Annotated in this window: 18 protein-coding genes; 11 read left to right on the top strand and 7 right to left on the bottom strand. The window is 72.3% G+C overall.

Annotated elements, in window-relative coordinates:
- The first annotated feature begins 71 nt into the window (after nt 1–71).
- The 7 genes from ABZU74_RS27150 (at nt 72) to ABZU74_RS27120 (ending at nt 8,585) form a co-directional block, all read left to right on the top strand.
- A complete protein-coding gene (locus tag ABZU74_RS27150) occupies nt 72–2,462 on the top strand; it encodes a nitrate- and nitrite sensing domain-containing protein (RefSeq protein ID WP_355429382.1) in 2,391 nt (796 codons plus the stop codon).
- A complete protein-coding gene (locus ABZU74_RS27145; protein ID WP_355429380.1) occupies nt 2,462–2,884 on the top strand; it encodes a roadblock/LC7 domain-containing protein in 423 nt (140 codons plus the stop codon). The genes ABZU74_RS27150 and ABZU74_RS27145 overlap by 1 nt, the downstream gene beginning before the upstream one ends.
- Complete coding sequence (locus tag ABZU74_RS27140; protein ID WP_355429377.1) at nt 2,874–3,263, top strand: DUF742 domain-containing protein; 390 nt, start codon at nt 2,874–2,876, stop codon at nt 3,261–3,263. The genes ABZU74_RS27145 and ABZU74_RS27140 overlap by 11 nt, the downstream gene beginning before the upstream one ends.
- Nucleotides 3,244–3,846 carry an ATP/GTP-binding protein gene (locus ABZU74_RS27135; RefSeq protein WP_355429374.1) on the top strand — a complete coding sequence of 201 codons (603 nt, stop codon included), beginning with the start codon at nt 3,244–3,246 and terminating at the stop codon, nt 3,844–3,846. Before ABZU74_RS27140 ends, ABZU74_RS27135 begins: the two co-directional genes overlap by 20 nt.
- 87 nt (nt 3,847–3,933) lie before the next feature.
- Complete coding sequence (locus ABZU74_RS27130; RefSeq protein WP_355429371.1) at nt 3,934–4,971, top strand: lactonase family protein; 1,038 nt, start codon at nt 3,934–3,936, stop codon at nt 4,969–4,971.
- Between the two features lie 157 nt (nt 4,972–5,128).
- On the top strand, nt 5,129–6,886 hold the full coding sequence (locus tag ABZU74_RS27125) for a substrate-binding domain-containing protein (protein ID WP_355429368.1): 1,758 nt from the start codon (nt 5,129–5,131) through the stop codon (nt 6,884–6,886).
- 283 nt (nt 6,887–7,169) lie between these two features.
- A complete protein-coding gene (locus ABZU74_RS27120) occupies nt 7,170–8,585 on the top strand; it encodes a sugar transferase (protein ID WP_355429418.1) in 1,416 nt (471 codons plus the stop codon).
- Nucleotides 8,586–8,592: 7 nt separating this feature from the next.
- On the opposite strand, the gene ABZU74_RS27115 is transcribed toward ABZU74_RS27120, so the two are convergent.
- Nucleotides 8,593–9,723: a PP2C family protein-serine/threonine phosphatase gene (locus tag ABZU74_RS27115; RefSeq protein ID WP_355429365.1), complete on the bottom strand. Its 1,131-nt coding sequence runs from the start codon at nt 9,721–9,723 to the stop codon at nt 8,593–8,595.
- Between the two features lie 97 nt (nt 9,724–9,820).
- Between ABZU74_RS27115 and ABZU74_RS27110 the strand changes: the two genes are divergently transcribed.
- Entirely contained in the window at nt 9,821–10,447 is a 627-nt protein-coding gene (locus ABZU74_RS27110; RefSeq protein ID WP_355429362.1) for a MarR family transcriptional regulator, read from the top strand.
- Between the two features lie 28 nt (nt 10,448–10,475).
- Here the strand turns inward: ABZU74_RS27110 and ABZU74_RS27105 are convergent, their stop codons facing one another.
- From ABZU74_RS27105 to ABZU74_RS27095, 3 genes are all read right to left on the bottom strand, one after another.
- Nucleotides 10,476–10,754, bottom strand: coding sequence for a SpoIIE family protein phosphatase (locus ABZU74_RS27105; protein ID WP_355429359.1), 279 nt, complete (start codon nt 10,752–10,754; stop codon nt 10,476–10,478).
- Between the two features lie 26 nt (nt 10,755–10,780).
- On the bottom strand, nt 10,781–10,966 hold the full coding sequence (locus ABZU74_RS27100; protein WP_355429356.1) for a PAS domain-containing protein: 186 nt from the start codon (nt 10,964–10,966) through the stop codon (nt 10,781–10,783).
- Between the two features lie 126 nt (nt 10,967–11,092).
- Nucleotides 11,093–12,331, bottom strand: coding sequence for an ROK family transcriptional regulator (locus tag ABZU74_RS27095; RefSeq protein ID WP_355429354.1), 1,239 nt, complete (start codon nt 12,329–12,331; stop codon nt 11,093–11,095).
- A 78-nt stretch (nt 12,332–12,409) separates the two neighbouring features.
- On the opposite strand from ABZU74_RS27095, the gene xylA reads away from it, so the two are divergent.
- The 3 genes from xylA to ABZU74_RS27080 all read left to right on the top strand — a co-directional run bounded on the left by xylA (nt 12,410) and on the right by ABZU74_RS27080 (nt 16,561).
- Nucleotides 12,410–13,597, top strand: a complete 1,188-nt coding sequence (gene xylA, locus ABZU74_RS27090; protein WP_355429351.1) for a xylose isomerase — start codon at nt 12,410–12,412, stop codon at nt 13,595–13,597.
- A gap of 9 nt (nt 13,598–13,606) precedes the next feature.
- The gene (gene xylB, locus ABZU74_RS27085; protein ID WP_355429349.1) at nt 13,607–15,034 is read left to right on the top strand and encodes a xylulokinase; all 1,428 of its coding nucleotides are present in this window, start codon (nt 13,607–13,609) and stop codon (nt 15,032–15,034) included.
- Nucleotides 15,035–15,127: 93 nt separating this feature from the next.
- Nucleotides 15,128–16,561, top strand: coding sequence for an MFS transporter (locus ABZU74_RS27080; protein WP_355429346.1), 1,434 nt, complete (start codon nt 15,128–15,130; stop codon nt 16,559–16,561).
- 142 nt (nt 16,562–16,703) lie between these two features.
- Here ABZU74_RS27080 and ABZU74_RS27075 read toward each other — a convergent pair whose 3' ends face one another.
- From ABZU74_RS27075 to ABZU74_RS27065, 3 genes are all read right to left on the bottom strand, one after another.
- On the bottom strand, nt 16,704–18,377 hold the full coding sequence (locus tag ABZU74_RS27075) for a glycoside hydrolase family 13 protein (protein WP_355429415.1): 1,674 nt from the start codon (nt 18,375–18,377) through the stop codon (nt 16,704–16,706).
- A 30-nt stretch (nt 18,378–18,407) separates the two neighbouring features.
- Nucleotides 18,408–19,454 (bottom strand): LacI family DNA-binding transcriptional regulator, encoded by a 1,047-nt coding sequence (locus tag ABZU74_RS27070; protein WP_355429343.1) that lies wholly within the window; start codon nt 19,452–19,454, stop codon nt 18,408–18,410.
- A gap of 69 nt (nt 19,455–19,523) precedes the next feature.
- Nucleotides 19,524–20,492, bottom strand: a complete 969-nt coding sequence (locus ABZU74_RS27065; RefSeq protein WP_355429341.1) for a carbohydrate ABC transporter permease — start codon at nt 20,490–20,492, stop codon at nt 19,524–19,526.
- Between the last annotated feature and the right edge of the window lies 1 nt (nt 20,493).

The raw sequence follows: 20,493 nt of genomic DNA, 5'->3' as shown, positions 1-20,493 counted from the left end.
CGCGCAGCCGGCCGGCGCGTTGCCCGGCGGTGCCGGCACCCCTCCTGCCACCCCTGTACGGGCGAGGTCTGATGAGAACCCGCGACTGGCCGATCCGCTCGAAGCTGACCGCGTTGGTCGTCGCGCCGGTGACCGCGCTCCTGGCGCTGTGGATCTTCGCGACCACCCTGACCTTCGGTCCCGCGCTGAACCTGCTCTCCGCCCGCACCCTGCTGTACGACCTGGGTCGCCCCGGCGAGACAGTGGTCACCGAGCTGCAACGGGAACGCCGACTCTCGGTGGTGCAGCTCGCCGGCGGCACCGAGCTGCCCGCACTCGCCGAACAGCGCGGACGCACCGATCGGGCGGTCGCCGAACTGCGCCGCCGGGTGGACGGGGAGCCGTTGCGCGACGCCGCTGACGACCCGCTGGAGACCCGGATCGACCAACTGGTCACCGCCCTGGCGGCGCTACCCAGCGGGCGGAAGTTCATCGACGACCGCAAAGTGGACCGGGCCGGCGCGATCGGCCTCTACAGCGGCATGGTCACCGCGGCCTTCCAGGCGTTCGCCGGCATGGCGACCCTGACCGACCCCGACATCAACCGGCAGGCGCTGGCGCTCACCGCGCTGGGGCGCTCCCGGGAACTGCTCGGCCAGAGTGACGCGCTGCTGGCCGGCGCGCTGACCGCCGGGCGGTTCGCCAAGGGGGAACACACCCAGCTCGTACAGGCCATCGGCAACCAACGGTGGCTCACCGAGAGCGCCGTGGCCGACCTGCCCGAGAGCAGCCGGATCGCGTACCAACGGTTGACCGAGGGCGAGGCGTTCACCCGGCTGCGCGCGATGCAGGACGCGCTTGTCGTACCCGACCGGTCCGGTCGGCCGGCGGTCGACGCGGCGGCCTGGCAGTCCAGTCAGGACGCGGTGCAGCAGCAGCTGCGGGACTTCGAGCTGTCCGAGGCCGACGCTCTCACCGACCGTTCGGTGCCGATGGCGGTCCGCATCCTGGTGCGGCTGGCCGCCGCCGGCCTGCTCGGGCTCGCCGCCGTGGTCGTCTCGGTGCTGGTGGCGCTGCGGGTCGGCCGCACCCTGGTCCGGCGGCTCGGCGGCGTCCGCACCGCCGCGCTGGAGCTGGCCGAGCACCGGCTGCCCGACGTGGTGACCCGACTGCGCCGTGGCGAACAGGTCGACGTCGCCCGGGAGGCGCCGCCGCTGGAGTACGGCCACGACGAGATCGGCGAGGTCGGGCGCGCCTTCACCGAGGTGCAGCGCACCGCCGTCCAGGCCGCGGTGGACGAGGTCACCCTGCGCCGCGGGCTCAACGAGGTCTTCCTCAACATCGCCCGCCGGAGCCAGAGCCTGGTGCACCGCCAGCTGCACCTGCTGGACCGGATGGAGCGGCGCAGCGAGGACCCGGACGAGCTGGCCGAGCTGTTCCAGGTCGACCACCTGGCCACCCGGCTCCGCCGGCACGCCGAGGACCTGGTCATCCTCGCCGGCTCGGCCCCCGGCCGGGGTTGGCGAAACCCCGTCGCGATGGTCGACCTGATCCGCGGCGCGATCTCCGAGGTCGAGGCGTACGAACGGGTGGACATCACCGCCGTGCAGCCGGCCGGCGTGTTGGGGCGGGCAGTCGGCGACGTGATCCACCTGCTCGCCGAGCTGGTCGAGAACGCCACCGCCTTCTCCCCGCCGGACACCCGGGTCACCGTCACCGGGGCGCAGGTGGCCAACGGGTACGCCCTGGAGATCACCGATCAGGGGCTGGGCATGTCCGACGCGGCGATGGAGTCCGCCAACACCCGGCTGGCCAGCTCGCCCGAGTTCGACCCGGCGCAGAGCGCCCGACTCGGGTTGTTCGTGGTGGCCCGGCTGGCGGCCCGGCACGGCGTACGCGTGCGGTTGCGCCCATCCGGGGCGGGTGGCGTGACCGCCGTGGTGCTTGTCCCCGGCGACCTGGTCACCACCGAACCGCCGGCCGGCCCCGACCCGGCCACACTCGGCGCCGCGTCGGCCGACCCGAGCCGGCGGCTGGCTCGGACGGCTCGCCGGGGCAGCGTGCCCCGCCCCCGTACCCGCCCGCCAACGGCCCCGTCCGCCAGCACGGCCCCGCCCGCCCCACCCACCGGAGCACCGACCTCGGCCGCCCCGCCGGCCACTGGGCGCGATGAGGGGTCGGCGACCTCCGACGAGCCGGCCGACGAGCTGGATGGCCTGCCCCGCCGGGTGCGACGTCGTACCCCCGCCGCTCAACCCCGGTCGACCGTCACCGACACGCCGTCGCCCCGCTCGCCGGAGGAGGTCCGCCAGGTGATGGCGGCGCTACAGGCCGGCACGGCGCGCGGACGTGCCACCGCCATCCCCCCGACGGCACCGGCTGGCCCGGCACCAACGGGTTCTGCGGCGCCGACCGGTCCGGCGGCCCCCACCGACCCGCCGACGACCCCCGAACCCCCGACCGCGACTGAGAGGGACGCCTAGTGCGGCATTCGACGAAGCAGAGCGCCGGCCTCGACTGGTTGCTCGACGAGTTGGTGCAACGGGTACCGGCCGCCCGGGAGGCGGTGGTGCTCTCCGCCGACGGCCTGCTGCTCGGCTGTTCGGCCGAACTGGAGCGCTCCGACGCCGAGCATCTCTGTGCGCTCGCCGCCGGCTTCTCCAGCCTTGCCCGGGGCGCCAGCCGGCACGTGGACGGCGGCCCGGTCCGGCAGACCGTTGTGGAGATGGAGGCGGCGTACCTCTTCGTCACCGCCGCCGGGCAGGGTGCCTGCCTCGCCGTGGTGAGCGACGTCGACGCGGACATCGGGCTCGTCGCGTACGAGATGGCGATGCTGGTGATCCGGGTGGGGGAGAGCCTCGCCGCGCCGTCCCGATCGGCGGCGGGTGCCGGAGATGCGGACTGAGCCGCCCGGGCCGCAGCACGAGTGGCTGGACGGTGAAGCCGGCCCGGTGATGCGCCCGTACACGCTCACCGGTGGCCGGGTACGCTCCGCCGTCGACGATTTCAACCTGGTCGCGTTCGTGTTGGCCGGTTCGGACGTCGACGCGGCGAGCCACCCGCGCCTGCTGCCGGAGCATCGACGGCTGGTCGCGTTGGCCTGCCGGCCGGTGTCGGTGGCCGAACTGGCCGCCGAGTTGGACCTCGCGGTCGGCGTGGTCCGGGTACTGCTCGGTGATCTCCTCGCCGAGGGCCTGGTCGCGGTGCACGAGCCACCGGCCGCCGGAATCCTTCCCGACGACGACATCCTCAAGGCGGTGGTCAGTGGACTCCGTGCGCTTTGACCAGGCGGGCACCAGCACCACCATCCCGCTGGCCCTGAAGATCCTGATCGCGGGAGGCTTCGGTGCCGGCAAGACGACCTTGGTGAGCGCCCTGAGCGAGGTCCGTCCGCTGCAGACCGAGGAGGTGTTGACCGGGGCCGGGATCGGCACCGACGACATCTCCGGTGTGGAGGGCAAGTCCACCACCACCGTGGCGATGGACTTCGGCCGGATCACCATCAACGACGACCTTCAGGTCTACCTGTTCGGCACGCCAGGTCAGGACCGGTTCTGGTTCCTCTGGGACGAGCTGGCCTTCGGCGCGCTCGGCGCGGTGGTGCTCGCCGACACCCGACGGCTGGCGGACTGCTTCCCCTCCATCGACTACTTCGAGCAGCGCGGTATCCCGTTCGTGGTGGGCGTGAACTGCTTCGACGATTCCCGCCGGTTCAACCTGGAGACCGTCCGCCGAGCCCTCGACCTGGACCCGGACGTGCCGATGGTGCTCTGCGACGCCCGGGACCGGCAGTCCGGGAAGATGGTGTTGATCTCTCTGGTGGAGCACGTCGCCCGACAGCGCGGCGAGCCGGTGCCGACGGCCTGAGAACCGGGCCGGAAAGCCGGTTAACGGGCGGGCAACGCGGGCAGCCTCTGGTTGGATCAACGAAGGATGCCGGCGGAGGAGTGGGACGTGAACGGTCAGGGCGAGGTCGTCCACATCGGGGGTTACACCGCGCAGAGTGGCGGGCGGGGCAGCGGCATCGTCGCGGCACACCGCGACCCGAGGACCGGGGCGTTGACCCCGCTCGGCACTGTGGCGGTCACCCCGTCCCCCTCGTTCCTGGCGCGGCACCCCACCCAGCCGGTGCTCTACGCGGTCAACGAACTGGCGGACGGGGAGATCAGCGCCTGGCAGGTCGGGACGGACGGTGCGTTGGACCCGCTCGGCAGCCGGTCGACCGGCGGCGCCGAGCCGTGCCACCTGGCGGTGCTGCCCGGCGGCGGTCACCTGCTGGCGGCCAACTACGGCAGCGGCAGCATCGCGGTCTTCCCGCTCGACCCGCAGGGCGTGCCCGGTGAGCGCAGCGACCTGGTGGCCCACGAGGGGCACGGTCCCGACCCGGAGCGCCAGGACCACGCCCACGCCCACATGGTCTCGCCCGGGGCGGGCCGCGGGCCGATCCTCGGCGTGGACCTCGGCACCGACTCGGTCTACCGGTACGACCTGGACGAGGCGACCGGACGACTGGTGCCGCGCGCGCCGCGGATCCGTACGGCGCCCGGCACCGGCCCCCGGCACCTGGCCCGGCACCCGGACGGCCGGCGCTGTTACCTCGTCGGTGAGCTGGACGCCTCGGTGACCGCCTACGAGCTGACCGACGACGGCGCGTTGCACCAGCGTGGGCGGGTCGAAGCGAGTGAGCGGACCGGTCACGTCCAGCCGTCGGAGGTCGCGGTCGCCCCGGACGGGCGGTTCCTCTACGTCGCCAACCGTGGTGTGGGGACCGTGGCGGTCTTCACCCTGACCGGGGAGTTGCCCGCGCTGGTGGCCGAAGTGGACACCGGCGGCGAGTGGCCTCGGCACTTCGCACTGATCGGGGAGCACCTTTACGTCGCCGACGAGCGGGCGGACATGGTGCGGGTGTTCCGGCGCGACGCCGACACCGGCGTCCCGGAGGTGGCCGGCGAGCCGGTGCCGGTGCCGAGCCCGACGTGCATTTTGCCCTGAACGATGGTTTAGAGACGCGAGTGCTGCACTGATTCGGCAACGCCACGAGGCTGTCACGTCACTCTGTGTCGCGAAAAAGCGATCAACTGTTTCTCCTGCGTAACTTTAGTCCGAACGGATGTGGCAGAGACGGCACCTAGTACGCAAGATGGTCACCGTGTCAGCAGGCCGCCATCGCATGCGTTCGAAACTCCACCTAGCCGCCGCCGCCGCAACGGCGGGGGTGCTCGTCGTGACGACGGGCGCGTGGTTCGGTTATCGGGAGTTGGTCCAGCCCAGCTGCTCGGGGGAGATCCGCCTTGCCGTGGCGGTCGCCTCCGAACTCGCGCCGGCGGTGGACGCCGCCGCGTCCCAGTGGGTCAAGGACGGCGCCGCGGTAGGCCCGACCTGCATCCGCGTTGACGTCTCCGCGTCCGACCCGGTCGACGTGGCAGCCGTGGTGGCGGCCAAGCACGGCGCGGTGTTGGCCGGTGTGGGGCAGGCCAGTGGCACCGCCGTCAGCCCGGACGTCTGGGTGCCCGACTCCTCGACCTGGCTGCTGCGGTTGAAGAAGGACGCGACCGCGTTCGCTCCGACCAACGGCGCGTCCATCGCGCGTAGCCCGATCGTCGTCGCGATGCCCGAGCCGATCGCCACCCGGCTGGGTTGGCCGGACAAGGAGTTCAACTGGACCGACCTGCTCAAGCAGGTCAACAACACCAGCACGCCGCTGCGTACCGGGATCGTCGAGCCGACCCGCGACGCGGCGGGTCTGTCCGGTCTGCTCTCGCTGACCGCGGCCGCCAACGGTGCCGGCGGCGACGCCCAGCGCAACACCGTCGGCGCGTTGCGCGCGCTGGCCACCGGGCGCTCCTCGCTCCGCAACGACCTGCTGGCCCGCTTCCCGACGGCCAACGACGCGACGTCCATCGCCAGTGGTCTCGGCGCGGCGGCGCTGTCCGAAGAAGACGTGATCGCGTACAACAGCAAGAAGCCGCCGGTGCCGCTCGCCGCGCTCTACATGCAGCCGGCGCCGATGCCGCTGGACTACCCGTACGCGGTGTTGCCCGGCATCGAGCCGAGCAAGGCGTCGGCGGCCAAGGTGCTGTTCGAACTGCTCACCAGCCCCACCTTCCGCGACCGGTTGGCCGCGCAGTCGCTGCGCGCGCCGGACGGCAACTGGGGCGCCGGCTTCAAGGCGCCGCAGGGTGCGCCGAGCCCGTCCGGCGGCGCTCCGACCGCACCGGCGAACGGCGGCACCGCGGCGGGTGGCCTGGACCCGGCCGCCATCCAGCGGGTCGTCTCCAGCTGGTCGATCGCCACCCAGTCCGGTCGGATGCTGGCCGTCATCGACGTTTCCGGCTCGATGAAGGAGCCGGTTCCCTCCGCGAACAACCGGAGCCGGGAGGAGGTCACCGTCGACGCGGCGCGTCGTGGCCTGGGCCTCTTCGACGACTCCTGGTCGATCGGCCTGTGGACCTTCTCCACCAAGCTCGTCGGTAACCGGGACTACCGGCAGTTGGTCCCGATCGGGCCGCTCTCCGGCCAGCGGGCCCAGTTGGAGGGGGCGCTGGCCACCGTCCGGCCCTCCGACGGCGGCACCGGCCTCTACGACACCATGCTGGCGGCCTACAAGGCGGTGCAGGAAGACTGGCAGCCCGGCCGGGTCAACTCGATCGTGCTGTTCACCGACGGCAAGAACGAGGACAACAGCGGTGTCAGCCAGGGGCAACTGCTCGCCGAGTTGAAGCGGGCCGCCGACCCGGAGCGGCCGGTCCAGGTCATCATGATCGGTATCGGCGAGGGCGTCAGCAAGGCAGAGCTGGAGTCGATCACCAAGGTGACCGGTGGCGACGTCTTCGTCACCAAGGACCCGAGCGAGATCGGCAGCATCTTCCTCAGCGCCATCGCCCGGCGTCCGCCTGCGCCGCGCTGATCCGACGCTCAGACGTCCAGGGGGCCTGCCGTACCGTCGATTCGGTCTGGCAGGCCCCTTTTCGGCCAGCAGGTTGTTGAAGAAAAGTGACGGCAATACGTCGGAAGTAATCGGCAGTCATAGTTGTCAAGGCAGGATGTCGACTGTTCCGGCATAGTCGGTCCGCCTCCGGTCCGACCCGTCGGCCGGGGCCATCCTGTACAGAGTGGGAGGGCCGGTGAGCGTGGCGACACTGTTGACCCCCACGACGTCGGCGGAGCCGGACGGTCGACGCGCCGGGCTGGTGGCCCGCGCCGACGAACGGTCCTACGTACGGGTCCTTGTGGTACTGGACACCACAGTCCTCATCATCGCGCTGCTGATCGGGTACGTCACCCGTTTCGGTGAGGGCGAGCCGACCGGCTCGGAGATCCCGTACGTGCTGGTCGCCCCCGGGTTGGTGCTGGCCTGGCTGACCTCGCTCAAGGCGCTCGGCTGCTACGACGACCGGGTGATCGGCTACGGGGCGGACGAGTACCGGCGGGTCAGCTCCGCCAGCCTGCGCCTGGCCGGGGCGATCGCCATCATCGGCTACATCGCCGACGTCGGCGTCTCCCGGGGTTTTTTGGGCATCTCCTTCGCGGTGGGCACCGTCGGGCTGGAGGTGGCGCGGTTCGCCGCCCGCAAGCGGCTGCACCGGGCCCGCTCGCTGGGCGCGGGCTGGTCCCGCAAGGTGCTGGTGGTCGGCGACACCGCCCACGTGTTGGAGCTGGTCCACACGCTGCGCCGCGAGCCGTACGCCGGCTACCAGGTGGTGGGCGCCTGCATCCCGGACGCGCTGCTCGCGCCGGTGGCGCAGCGGCTGGGTGACGTGCCGGTGGTGGGGTCGTTCCGGGGAATCCCGGAGGCCGCCACCGCGATCGGCGCGGACACTGTCGCGGTGACCGCCTCCGGTGAGCTGACCGCGACCCGGCTGCGCCGTCTCGGCTGGCAGTTGGAGGGGACCGGCGTCGACCTGGTCGTGGCACCCGCGCTGACCGACGTCGCCGGCCCGCGGATCCACACTCGCCCGGTCGCCGGCCTGCCGCTGATCCACGTCGAGGCGCCCGAGTTCCGTGGGGCCCGCAAGCTGGTGAAGGGTCTCGTCGACAGGTCCGTCTCCTCGCTGGCGCTGGCGGTGCTGCTGCCGTTGATCGCGTTCATCGCCCTGGCCATCAAACTGGACAGCCGGGGCCCGGTGCTGTTCCGGCAGGTCCGGGTCGGCCGGGGTGGGCAGGAGTTCGGCGTGTTCAAGTTCCGCACGATGGTGGTGAACGCGGACGCGTTGCTCGCCGAGCTGACCGCGCGCAACGAGACCGACGGCCTGATGTTCAAGATGCGCCAGGACCCCCGGGTGACCCGCGTCGGCCGGCTGCTGCGCAAATGGTCACTGGACGAGCTGCCGCAGCTGGTGAACGTGCTGCTGGGCCAGATGAGCCTGGTCGGGCCCCGCCCGCCGCTGCCCTCGGAGGTGGCCCGCTACGACGGTGACGTGGCCCGACGGCTGTTGGTCAAGCCCGGCATGACCGGTCTGTGGCAGGTCAGCGGCCGCTCCGACCTGAGCTGGGAGGACGGCATCCGGCTCGACCTCTACTACGTGGAGAACTGGTCCCTCGCCGCCGACCTCACCATTCTCTGGAAGACCTTCGGCGCGGTGCTGAACGGCCGCGGCGCGTATTGAGCAGCGGTCACGGCTGCGGGCCGGTCCAGTCCAGGCAGACGACCACCGCGTCGTCGACCAGGTCACCGGCGACGAACGCACGCAGATCACCGATCAGCGACCGGACGGCGTCCAGGGGGGCCATCGGCCCGGTCCGCCGCAGGAACCGGTCCAGTGCCGTCTCGCCGTAGGGCATGTGCTGACCGGTGGCCTCCACCACCCCGTCGCTGACCACGAAGACCCGGTCGCCGCGTTCCAGCGGAAACTTCTGCTCGTGGTAGTCGGTCGCCTCGAACATGCCCAGCGGGAACTGCGCCTCCAGCGGCTGCTCGGTGACCTCGCCGCCGCGTAGCAGGACCAGTCGGGGCGACCCGGCGTCCACGACTGTCATCACCCCGGAGTGCAGGTCCAGCTCCATCAGCAGCGCGGAGAGGTGCTGCTCACCCCGGTACAGGTCGTAGATGGCCTGATCGGCGAGGGCGGCCTGGTCGGCCAGGCTCAGCCCGGCCCGACGCGCGTTGCGCAGCGCGTGCGTAGCCAGCGAGGTGAGCAGGGAGGCGGCCACGCCCTCGCCGGTGCCGTTGATGGTGGACAGCCACAGCCGCTCCCCGTCGTCGGACCAGTCGAAGCTGTCGCCGCGCACCGCGTACGCCGGCTCCAACTGCCCGGCGAGGCTGAACGAGGGACGGATCCGGCTGCGGCCCGGGAGCAGGTCCCACTGCATCTCGGCGGCCAGGGTGAGGCGTTGGGTGCGCCGGGCCGCCCGGTAGACGTCGGTGCCGGCGGAGACCGCCGCCACCTCGTGGGCGAGAGCGGTGGCGATCTCGGCCAGCGCGGCGACGACCTCCCGGTCGTCCGGGACGGGCGACAGGCGCAGCACCCCTCGACGCTCGCCACGCATGGTGACCGGGAACCAGGCGGTGCCGTCGATCAGAATCGGCGACTGGTGGTCGAAGGCGCGCCAGGCCGGGTGCCCGGGGCTGGTGATCGAGTCACCGTCGGTGAGTGGCAGCAGCTCCGCGATCCGGTAGTCGACCTGGTAGAGCTCGACGTGGGTGATCCCGTACGACTGGGCGAGCACATCCCCGATTCCACCGACGAGCCGGTCAGCCGGTGTCTCGTTCAGGGCACGTCGTGCCTGATTGACCGGTTCGCTCATCGTCACTCCCTCGCTGAAAGCTCGACCACCAGTGGGTTCGGAGTAGTCTCGGGCCACCATGGCCGAACTGAACCGTCCGACGGACCCTGAGACGAGTATGGCTGCCGCGCTGGACGCGGCGGCCGCTGCCCTGCTGGGCATCTGGGAGTCTGCCCGGGAGGGGACCGCCAACCGCGTGTCCGGCGCCCAGTTGCGAGCGGTGATGGTGGTGGAGCAGTACGACGGGATCAACCTGCGTCGGCTCGCCACCCGACTCGACATGCTGCTCAGCTCCGCCAGCCGTCTCTGCGACCGGCTGGTCGCCGCCGGCATGCTGGAGCGCGAGCCGGGCCGCTTCGACCGGCGGGAGATCTCGCTGCACCTCACCCCGGAGGCCCGCCGGCTCGTCGCCGAGCTGCGGGCCGACCGGCAGGCCCAACTCGACGCCGTGTTGGCCGGAATGAGCCGGGAAGGCCGCGACGCGCTGCTGCGCGGGATGCGGGAGTTCGACGAGACCGCCCGCCGCCAGCAGACGCAGAACGCGCCCACGCCGGATGAGTCGCCGGGCCAGGGGGACTGGCCGGACGACCCGGACGGGCCCGGTGGCCGGTCGGGGGACTGGTCGGTCGATTCGGGTCGGCAGACCCGGGCGGGGTGGACGGGTTCGTCGGGCGGCCCGGAACGTTCGGTAGGCACCACCCGAGAATGGCCGGCCGGCGACCCGCCGGTGGCGCGTACCGCCTGATCGAGCCGGCTGGGCCGGCGCCCGTCGGTCATACCGGCGCCGAGCCACCGACGGCCAGCATCGCAATGTCGTCGTGGGCCTGCCCGTCCAGCCAGTCGTCGACAGCCCGGAGCACCCGGTCGATCAGGGCCGCCGGCGGTTGCCCGGCCGCCGACGCGAGCGCGGCACGCAACCGGGCCTCGCCGAACATCGCCGCGTCGCGCGGCCCGCGCGCCCCGGTCACCCCATCGGTGTACGCGAGCAGCAGGTCGCCCGGATCGAGGTGCATCCGGGTCTCGGCGAACCGTGCGGCCGTCAGCGCCCCCACCGGCATGCCACCGACCGAGACCGGGGTTACCGTGCCAGTTCGGTGCCGGCGTCGATCTCCGGGATCAGCTCGGCCGCCCTGGCGTTGACCAGGGTGACCCGGCCGGTCCCGTCCGTTGTCAGCACGGCCTCGGCGAGCCCGTCGAGCAGCTCGCGGGCCAACCGCTCGTCGGCCGGCAGCGGAGTGCCGCCGGGTTGCCGGGTGGTGGTCACCGCCGGACGCCGGCCCGCGTCTGACGACGTGTGCGCATGCTGTTTCTGGACTCCTCACCGGGGATCGTTGCCTGGGGGCAAAGATACCGGCCCTCCCCGACGGGGGCCCCCGGCGCGGGGTGGGGATCAGTCGGAGCGGGCCAGCCAGCCGGCGGGCTGGGCGACGATCCGGCGGGCCACCGAGCCGGCGGCACCTACCGCTGCGGCCTCCGCGCCGAGCGTCGACGGCCGGACCGTGACCGGCGACCAGGCTGCGGTGAGCACCCGGGCGTCGATCTCGGCGAGGACCCGGGGGCACAGCCAAGGTGCGAGCGCCGCGTAACCGCCACCGAGCACCACTGTGTCCAGGTCGAGCAGGTTGACCACGCCGGCCACCGCGACGCCGAGCGCCGTTCCGGCGTCGTGCAGCGCCCGCAGCGCGTCGGCGTCGCCGGCCTCGGCCAACTCGGCGAGCCGGGCTGTCGCGGTGTCCGCGGGCAGCTCCGCCCGGGCCAACCCGGCAGCGGCCACGATCGCCTCCTGGCCGGCGTACTGCTCCAGGCAGCCCTGCCCGCCGCAGCGGCACGGACGGCCCTCGGGGTGGACCGGAAGGTGCCCGATCTCGCCGCTCCACCCGCGTACGCCGCGAAACAGCGCACCGTCCAGCACGATGCCGGCGCCGATGCCCACCTCTCCGGAAATGTGCAGGAAGCTGGACGGGCCGGGCGGCTGAGAGTGCAGCTCGCCGAGCGCGGCGAGGTTGGCCTCGTTGTCCACCACCAGCGCCGGGACGCCGGGCACCTGCTCGATCAGCGGGGGGTGCTCGGCGAGCAGCGCGGGCACCGGCACGTCACGCCAGCCGAGGTTCGGCGCGAGCCGGACCAGCCCGACGTCGTCCACCAGGCCGGGCACCGCGAGCGCGGCCCCGACCAGGGTGAGGCCGTGCCGGGCAGCGTCGTCGCGGGCCGCCCCGGCCATCTCGACCAGGCGGGCCAGGGCGTCGGCGGGGGCCACCGGACGCAGGTCGGCCCGGTGCACCGTGCGGTGTCGGACCTGGCCGGCGAGATCCACCACGCAGACCGCCAGGTAGTCGACGTTGACCTCCAGGCCGAGCCCGGCCGGACCCTGATCGGCCAGGACCAGCCCGCGCGCAGGCCGGCCGGCGCCCGAGCGGGGCGCGGGGTCGGACTCACTGACCAGCCGGCCGGCGAGCAGGTCCTCGACCACCGCGGACACGGTGGCTCTGGTCAGGCCGGTAGCGGTAGCCAGGTCGGCCCGGGACGGAGGGCGGTCGGCCGCGGCGATCCGGCCGAGGACCAGGGCGAGGTTGAGCTCGCGCAGACTGCCCTGACGGACTGCGCCGGCCGGGGCGTGGGTGAGGCTCACCCCTTGACAGTGCCATAGGGTGGGCAAATAATTCAATCGCTGAACAAATAGCGGACAACACCACCCCGGAGGTCGCTCATGGCACCCCGTCCCACCCCCGCCGACAAGTTCTCCTTCGGGCTCTGGACCGTGGGCTGGCAGGCCCGCGACCCCTTCGGTGACGCCACCCGTCCCGAGCTCGACGCGGTCGAGGCAGTGCACCGGCTCGCCGAGCTGGGCGCGTACGGCATCACTTTCCACGACGACGACCTGATCCCGTTCGGCGTCGACGCGGCCACCCGTGACCAGCACATCGCCCGGTTCCGCAAGGCCCTCGACGAGACCGGCCTCGTGGTGCCCATGGTCACCACCAACCTCTTCACCCACCCCATCTTCAAGGACGGGGGCTTCACCAGCAACGACCGCGACGTCCGCCGCTTCGCGCTGCGCAAGGTGCTGCGTCAGGTCGACCTGGCCGCCGAGCTGGGTGCGAGCACCTTCGTCATGTGGGGTGGCCGCGAGGGCTCCGAGTACGACCTCGCCAAGGACGTCCGCGCCGCCCTGGACCGCTACCGCGAGGCCGTGGACCTGCTCACCCAGTACGTCATCGACAAGGGCTACAACATGCGGTTCGCCCTGGAGCCGAAGCCCAACGAGCCGCGCGGCGACATCCTGCTGCCCACCATCGGGCACGCGCTCGGCTTCATCTCCCAGCTGGCCCACCCGGAGATGGTCGGCCTCAACCCAGAGGTCGGCCACGAGCAGATGGCCGGGCTCAACTACGCCCACGGCATCGCCCAGGCGCTCTGGCAGGGCAAGCTGTTCCACCTGGACCTCAACGGCCAGCGCGGCATCAAGTACGACCAGGACCTGGTCTTCGGTCACGGTGACCTGATGAACGCGTTCGCCCTGGTTGACCTCCTGGAGAACGGCGGCCCCAACGGCGGGCCGACCTACGACGGTCCGCGGCACTTCGACTACAAGCCCTCCCGCACCGAGGACATGGACGGTGTGTGGGCCTCCGCGGCGGCCAACATGAGCACCTACTTGCTGCTCAAGGAGCGCGCGGCGGCGTTCCGCGCCGACCCCGAGGTGATCGAGGCACTCGCCGCCAGCAAGGTCGGCGAGCTGAGCACGCCGACGCTCGGCGACGGCGAGGGCTACGACGAGTTCCTGGCCGACCGGTCCGCGTTCGAGGACGTCGACGTCGACGCGGTCGCCGCCCGGGGCTTCGCCTTCGTCCGGCTCAACCAGCTCGCCGTCGAGCACCTGCTCGGCGCCCGCTGAGGCCCCGCCATGCCGTTGGTCGCAGGCGTTGACTCGTCCACCCAGTCCTGCAAGGTGGTGATCCGGGACGCGGAGACCGGCGCCCTGCTCCGGCAGGGCCGGGCACCGCACCCGGACGGCACGGAGGTCGACCCGGAAGCCTGGTGGCAGGCGCTGCGCAGCGCCGCCGACCAGGCCGGCGGGTTGGCCGACGTGGCGGCGATCTCCGTCGCCGGCCAGCAGCACGGCATGGTGTGTCTCGACGAGGACGGCCGGGCGGTCCGCCCGGCGCTGCTGTGGAACGACACCCGCTCCGCCGACGCCGCCGCCGACCTGATCGAGGAGGCCGGCGGCGGCTCGGCCGGGCGTCGGTTCTGGGCCGAGGCCACCGGCAGCGTTCCGGTAGCCAGCTTCACCCTGACCAAACTGCGGTGGTTGGCGACGCACGAGCCGGAGCTGGCGGCCAAGGTGGCCGCCGTCTGTCTGCCCCACGACTGGCTGACCTGGCGGCTGGCCGGCGCACCGGGGTTGGGCGCGCTGCGTACCGACCGGGGTGACGCCAGCGGCACCAGCTACTGGTCTCCGGCCACCGGTGACTACCGACTGGACCTGCTGGAGCGGGGCTTCGGCCGACAGTTGGTGGTGCCCGAGGTGCTCGGCCCGGCGGAGTCGGCGGGCAAGCTGGCCGACGACCTGGGTGGGTCGGGTGGCGCGCTGCTCGGCGCGGGCACCGGCGACAACGCCGCCGCCGCGCTCGGCGTCGGCGCCGGGCCGGGTGACGTGATCGTCTCGATCGGCACCTCCGGCACCGTGTTCAGCGTCGCGGACGTTCCCGCGGCCGACGAGAGCGGTGCCGTGGCGGGCTTCGCCGACGCATCCGGTCGGTTCCTGCCGCTGGTTGCCACGCTCAACGCCGCCCGGGTGCTGGACGCCGCCGCCGCGATGCTCGGCGTCAGCCTGGACGAGCTGGCCGACTTGGCGCTCTCCGCGCCGGCCGGAGCGGACGGGCTGGTCATGGTGCCGTACCTGGAGGGTGAGCGGACACCGAACCGCCCGCTCGCCACCGGCGCGGTGCACGGCCTGACCCTGCGTACCTCGACCCCCGCGCACCTGGCGCGGGCCGCGGTGGAGGGCATGCTCTGCGCGCTCGCCGACGGCCTGGACGCGTTGACCGCGCAGGGTGCCGTCGCCCGCCGGGTCATCCTGATCGGCGGCGGGGCTCGGTCGGCCGCGGTGCGTCAGATCGCGCCGCAGGTCTTCGGCTGCCCGGTGGTCGTCCCGCCGGCCGGGGAGTATGTCGCCGACGGCGCCGCCCGGCAGGCCGCCTGGGTCGCCCTGGGCGGTCCCACGCCGCCGGTCTGGACGGTCGAGGGCACCGAGGAGTACGCGGCAGCGGCAGTGCCCGCCGTCCGCGACCAGTACGCCGCCGCCCGCGGGTTGGTGCTCGACCGGCGCTGAGCGTCGGGATCGACGCGGGTGGGTGCCGGTCGACGATGGCCGGCACCCACCCGCGTGACGACCTCCTGCACGGAATCTGGTTGGCTGCCGGTCATGACGGTGACCAGTGGCGGGCCCGGCCTGCGCCCGCACGGTCGGGGCGGTGGGCCGGCGCACCGGGCCTACAGCGTCGTGGTGTTCGTGCTGCTCGCCTCACTGGACAACGTGGCGATCGGGCTGGTCCCCCCGCTGTACGGCCCGATCTCCGACGCGTTCGACGTGTCCGGGCGGCTGCTCGGCGTGGTCACCGCGGTCAGCTTCCTGGTCAGCGCGGTCGCGGCGGTCGGCTGGGCGTACGTCGGGGACCGGACCAACCGCAAGCCGCTGCTCATGGTGGGCACGCTGCTCTGGGCGGCGGGCACCGGCGGTAGCGCGCTCGCCGGCGGCTACCTGACGTTCCTGGCCGCGCAGCTGGTCGCGGCGGTCGGCCTCGGCGCGGTCGGCTCGGTGGGTTTCTCCGTGGTCACCGACCTGATCTCACCGACCCGGCGGGGGCTGGTGATGAGCTTCTGGGGGCTCTCCCAGGGGGTGGGCACCCTCGCGGGCACGCTCGTCGGCGGACTGCTCGGGGCGGCCGACTGGCGGCGACCGTTCCTGCTGCTGACCGGCGTCGGCCTGGTCGCCACAGTGGCCTACCTGTTCACGTACGACATCCGGCGTGGTCAGAGCGAGCCGGAACTGGCCGGCAGGATTGACGCCGGCGCCGAGTACGACTACCGGATCAGCCGCGCCGACCTGCCGCGCATTCTTGCCCGTCGGACCAACAGGTGGCTGATCCTGCAGGGGCTGACCGCGCAGGCCGCGTTCGGCTCGCTGGTCTGGCTGCCGGTGCTCTTCGCCGAACGGGCCGAGGCCCAGGGTTACTCCGCGTCCACCGCTGTGGTGGTGGGCAGCGTCTTCGCCACCCTGTTCCAGCTCGGTGGGGTGCTGTCCATCGTGGGTGGGCTGATCGGCGACGCGGTGCAACGGCGTACCCCTCGGGGGCGGGCACTTGTCGCCTCGGTCGGCATCCTCGCCGCGCTGCCGTTCTACCTGGTGTTGTTCTTCGTCCCGGTGACCATCGACGTGCCGGACGGCGCGAGCGGAGGCGCGGTGGTCGGTGCGGTGCTGACCAGTGTCTTCACTGAGCCGTCGGTCGGGCTGAGCCTGCTCACCGCTGTCGTGGCGCTCGCGCTGACCTCTGCCAACTCGCCGAACTGGTTCGCGTTGATCGCCGACGTCAACCCGCCGGAGCACCGCGGCACCGTCTACAGTCTGGGCAACCTGGTCAACGGGGTCGGTCGCGCGGCCGGCAACGGGCTGGTCGGGGTGGCCTTCCAAGCACTGCGAACGGCATTCCCGCCGCCGCTGAACTTCGCCGTCGGGCTGGCCGCGTTCCAACTTTTCTTCATCCCGACCGGGATCATGTACTGGCTCGCCTCGCGAACCTCACCGGCGGACATCGACAACGTGCACGACCTGCTGCACATCCGAGCCGACCGCCTCTGACACCCCGCGCGCCGCCCTGCGCGCCCGGCGCGCCGCGCGCCTCTCAAGATCGCGCTACTTCCTGGTTCTCGTTGCCTTCTAGCGGCGCGAGGCCACTACATCGTGGAAGTAGCGCGATCTTGAGGATGTGGTCGGCGCGAGGTCAGCCGCGCAGCCAGACCGTCACGTCGGCCGGGACCGCGCCGTCGTCGTCCAGGGGCGCGCTCGCGGCGAGCACCTCGGCGCCGGCCGGCACCGGCACCGGGGCGGCGCCGAAGTTGGTCAGCACGGTCAGCTCACCGTTGCGGAAGCTCAGCACCTCGTCGCCGGAGGACAGCCACGCCAGGGTGCCGCGACCCAGCCCGTGGGCACGGCGCAACCGCAGCGCCGTGCGGTACAGCTCGTACGTCGAGCCGGGCACGTCGCGCTGGCGATCCAGCGCGTACTCCGCCCAGAGCGCGGGCTGCGGCAACCAGCTCGCGTCGGTCGGCCCGAAGCCGTACGACGGGGCGTCGGCCTCCCACGGGATCGGCACCCGGCAGCCGTCGCGGCCGCGCTGGGTGTGCCCGCTGCGCGCCCAGGTCGGGTCCTGCCGGGCCTCGTCGGGCAGTGTGGTGTGCTCGGGCAGCCCCAGCTCCTCACCCTGGTAGAGGTACGCCGAGCCGGGCAGCGCGAGCATCAGCAGGGTGGCCGCCCGGGCCCGGCGCAGACCGAGCGCGGCGTCCGGCTGCGGGTCGCCGATGCCGATGCCGTTGGGGCGTACGGTGCCGACCGGCAGGCCGAGCCGGGAGGCGTGCCGCACCACGTCGTGGTTGGACAGCACCCAGGTGGTCGGCGCGCCGACCGAGTCGGTCGCCTCCAACGAGCGGGTGATGACCGCGTACTGGGCCGGTGCGGTCCACGCGGCGAGCAGGTACTCGAAGTTGAACGCCTGGTGCATCTCGTCCGGGCGGACGTAGCGGGCCAGTCGCTCGGCCGGCTCCACCCAGGCCTCGGCGACCAGCACCCGCTCACCGGGGTAGCTGTCCAGCACCTGCCGCCACTGCCGGTAGATCTCGTGCACGCCGTCCTGGTCCCACATCGGCGGGCGCGGCTTGTCGATCTCGTTGCCGGAGAGGATCTCCTGCGGCTCCTGCCAGTCCGCAAGGTCGGCCTGCTTGATGAGGCCGTGCGCCACGTCGACCCGGAATCCGTCCACCCCGCGGTCCAACCAGAAGCGCAGCACGTCCAGGAACTCCGCGTGCACCTCCGGGTTGTCCCAGTTGAGGTCCGGCTGCCCGGTGTCGAACAGGTGCAGGTACCACTGGCCGGGCTGCCCGTCGGCGTCGACCGTCCGGGTCCAGGCCGGACCGCCGAAGACGCTCTGCCAGTCGTTCGGCGGCTGGTCGCCGGCCGGACCGCGTCCGTCCCGGAAGATGTACCGCGACCGTTCCGGGCTGCCGGGGGCGGCAGGCAGCGCGGCCTGGAACCAGCGATGCGCCGCTGACGTGTGGTTCGGGACCAGGTCGACGATCACCCGCAGGTTGCGGGACCGGGCCTCGGCGATCAGCTTGTCCGCGTCGGCGAGGGTGCCGAACAGCGGGTCGATGTCGCGGTAGTCGGCCACGTCGTAGCCGGCGTCGGCCTGCGGCGACGGGTAGAAGGGAGAAAGCCACACCGCGTCCACGCCCAGCTCGACCAGGTGGTCGAGGCGGGCGGTGATGCCGGGCAGGTCACCGATTCCGTCCCCGTCCGAGTCGGCGAACGAGCGGGGGTAGATCTGGTAGATGGCGGCCTCGGTCCACCAGCCGGTGTCCGGTTGACCGGAGAGGGTCTGCTGCGTCGGGTCGGTGTTCAGGGTCGTCTCCCGTGTTGCGGTGTGTGGATTTCAGTGTGCCCGGGGCGGTGCGGTCGAGTCCCGGACCACCAACCGGGTGGGCAGGACCACCGGAGTGTCCCAACCGGCCGCCCGTTGACTGACGATGGGGCCCGGCGGCCGGGCCCCGAGCGGGTCGAGCAGCATCTGGGCGGCCAGCCGGCCCTGCTCGGCGGCGGGCTGGGCGACGGTGCTGAGCCCGAGCACACCGGCCAGGTCGTGGTCGTCGATGCCGACCACGCTGACGTCCTGCGGCACCCGCAGCCCGACGTCGCGCAGGGCGGTCATCGCGCCCATCGCCATCTCGTCGCAGGCGGCGACGATCGCGGTCGGTGGCTCGCCGCGGGCCAGCAGTTCGGCAGTGGCCCGGTTGCCGCCGTCGATGGTGAACGTGGACTCGATGTCCAGGGTGGGGTCGGGTCGCAGGCCGGCGGAACGCAGCGCCGCCTGGTAACCCCGGCGTCGGTCCAGGTGGGTGGTGAAGGCCAACTCGTCGTCCGGGTCGCCGGAGATGTGGGCGATCCGGTGATGACCGAGGTCGATCAGGTGCTTGGTCGCTGCCCGTGCGGCAGCCACGTCGTCGATCCGTACGCAGGGCCAGTTGGGCACCCTGCTGCCCGAGCTGATGGTGACGCCGGGCAGTTCCAGCGTTGCCAGCGCGGTCAGGTCGGCCGGGCGCAGGGGCGTGGCGACCAGCATGATGGCGTCCACCCGCTTGTGCAGGTTGGCCGTACGCAGGACCCGCTGGCGGACCTGCTCCCGGCCGCCCAGGTTGTAGAGCAGCAGGTCGTAGCCGGACTGGTGGAGGTACTCCTCGACCGCCTCGACGACGGTGCTGAAGAACCAGCGGGTGATCCGGGGGACCACCACCGCGACCGTGCCGGTTCGGCCGCCGGCGAGCCGCGACGCGCTCGGTGAGACCTCATAGTCGAGCTGCTCGGCGGCGGCGATCACCCGGCGGCGGGTGGCGGCCGAGACCGTCGGTAGTCCGCGCAGCGCCCGCGAGACGGTGGCCGTGGACACTCCGGCCAGCCGGGCCACATCATCGATCCTCGTCACGGTTTCCCCCGCTCCGTGCCCGGAGCGCCCGCCGCCGCCCGAGGGGCCAGGCGGCGGCGGGCGCGCGGGTCAGCCCTTGACGCTGCCGGCGAGCAGACCTCGCACGAAGAAGCGTTGCAGGGACAGGAACACGATGAGCGGTATGACGATGCTGACGAACGCACCGGCGGTGAGGCGTTGCCACTCGTTGCCTCGGGTGCCGGCCATCTCGGCGAGCCGGACGGTGAGCGGGGCGGTCTCGTCGCCGCCACCGGCGAAGATCAGCGCGACCAGCAGGTCGTTCCAGACCCAGAGGAACTGGAAGATGCCGAACGCCGCCAGCGCCGGGGTGATCAGCGGCAGCACGATGGTGCGGAAGATCTTCGGGTGGGTGGCCCCGTCGACCCGGGCCGCCTCCATCAGGTCACCTGGCAGTTGCGAGATGAAGTTGTGCAGCAGGAAGACCGCGAACGGAAGCGCGAAGCAGGTGTGCGCGAACCACACCTGGGCGAACTTCTGCTCGTCGACCAGATCCCAGGCCGGCATCAGGGTGACGCCGCCGACGGTGACACCGGTGGAGAAGAACTTCAACAGCGGCACCAGGGCCATCTGCAACGGCACGATCTGCAACGCGAAGATCGCGATGTAGAGCCAGTCCCGGCCGCGGAAGTTGATCCACGCGAGCGCGTACGCGGCGAGGCACGCGAAGGCGAGCGGGAAGAGCACCGACGGGATGGTGATGGCCAGCGAGTTGATGAAGGAACCGGCCAGCTGCCCGGAGGACGCCGACCGCCCGAACAGGACCTGCTCGTAGTTCTCGAAGGTGAACTGCGGGTTGGTGAAGGCCGTCCACCAGCCGGTCGTCTTGATCTCGTCCTCCGGGCGGAGGGAGGAGATGAGCAGGCCGAAGGTCGGGATGGTCCACACCACCGCGATGACGATCGAGACGAGCGTCGCGGTGCGGCTGTTCAAACGCTTGCGGACCCGGCCGGCAGTGGTGGACGGGGTGCCGTCGGTCTTCTGGGTGCCGGCGGCGACGGTGGGCGTTGCGGTCGTCATC

This window comes from Micromonospora sp. NPDC005171 (genome assembly GCF_040608575.1).
In the GTDB taxonomy this organism is placed as follows: domain Bacteria; phylum Actinomycetota; class Actinomycetes; order Mycobacteriales; family Micromonosporaceae; genus Micromonospora.
Note: the sequence above shows the minus strand (reverse complement) of the source record. Positions and strands in the feature narration are given on the sequence as shown.

Bases quoted from the DNA above. Each gene is read 5' to 3' on its own strand.
- ABZU74_RS27080 (WP_355429346.1), top strand. From the start codon at position 15,128: ATGACGGTGACCAGTGGCGGGCCCGGCCTGCGCCCGCACGGTCGGGGC.
- ABZU74_RS27110 (WP_355429362.1), top strand. From the start codon at position 9,821: ATGGCTGCCGCGCTGGACGCGGCGGCCGCTGCCCTGCTGGGCATCTGG.
- ABZU74_RS27150 (WP_355429382.1), top strand. From the start codon at position 72: ATGAGAACCCGCGACTGGCCGATCCGCTCGAAGCTGACCGCGTTGGTC.
- xylA (WP_355429351.1), top strand. From the start codon at position 12,410: ATGGCACCCCGTCCCACCCCCGCCGACAAGTTCTCCTTCGGGCTCTGG.
- xylB (WP_355429349.1), top strand. From the start codon at position 13,607: ATGCCGTTGGTCGCAGGCGTTGACTCGTCCACCCAGTCCTGCAAGGTG.
- ABZU74_RS27140 (WP_355429377.1), top strand. From the start codon at position 2,874: ATGCGGACTGAGCCGCCCGGGCCGCAGCACGAGTGGCTGGACGGTGAA.
- ABZU74_RS27115 (WP_355429365.1), bottom strand. From the start codon at position 9,723: ATGAGCGAACCGGTCAATCAGGCACGACGTGCCCTGAACGAGACACCG.
- ABZU74_RS27065 (WP_355429341.1), bottom strand. From the start codon at position 20,492: ATGACGACCGCAACGCCCACCGTCGCCGCCGGCACCCAGAAGACCGAC.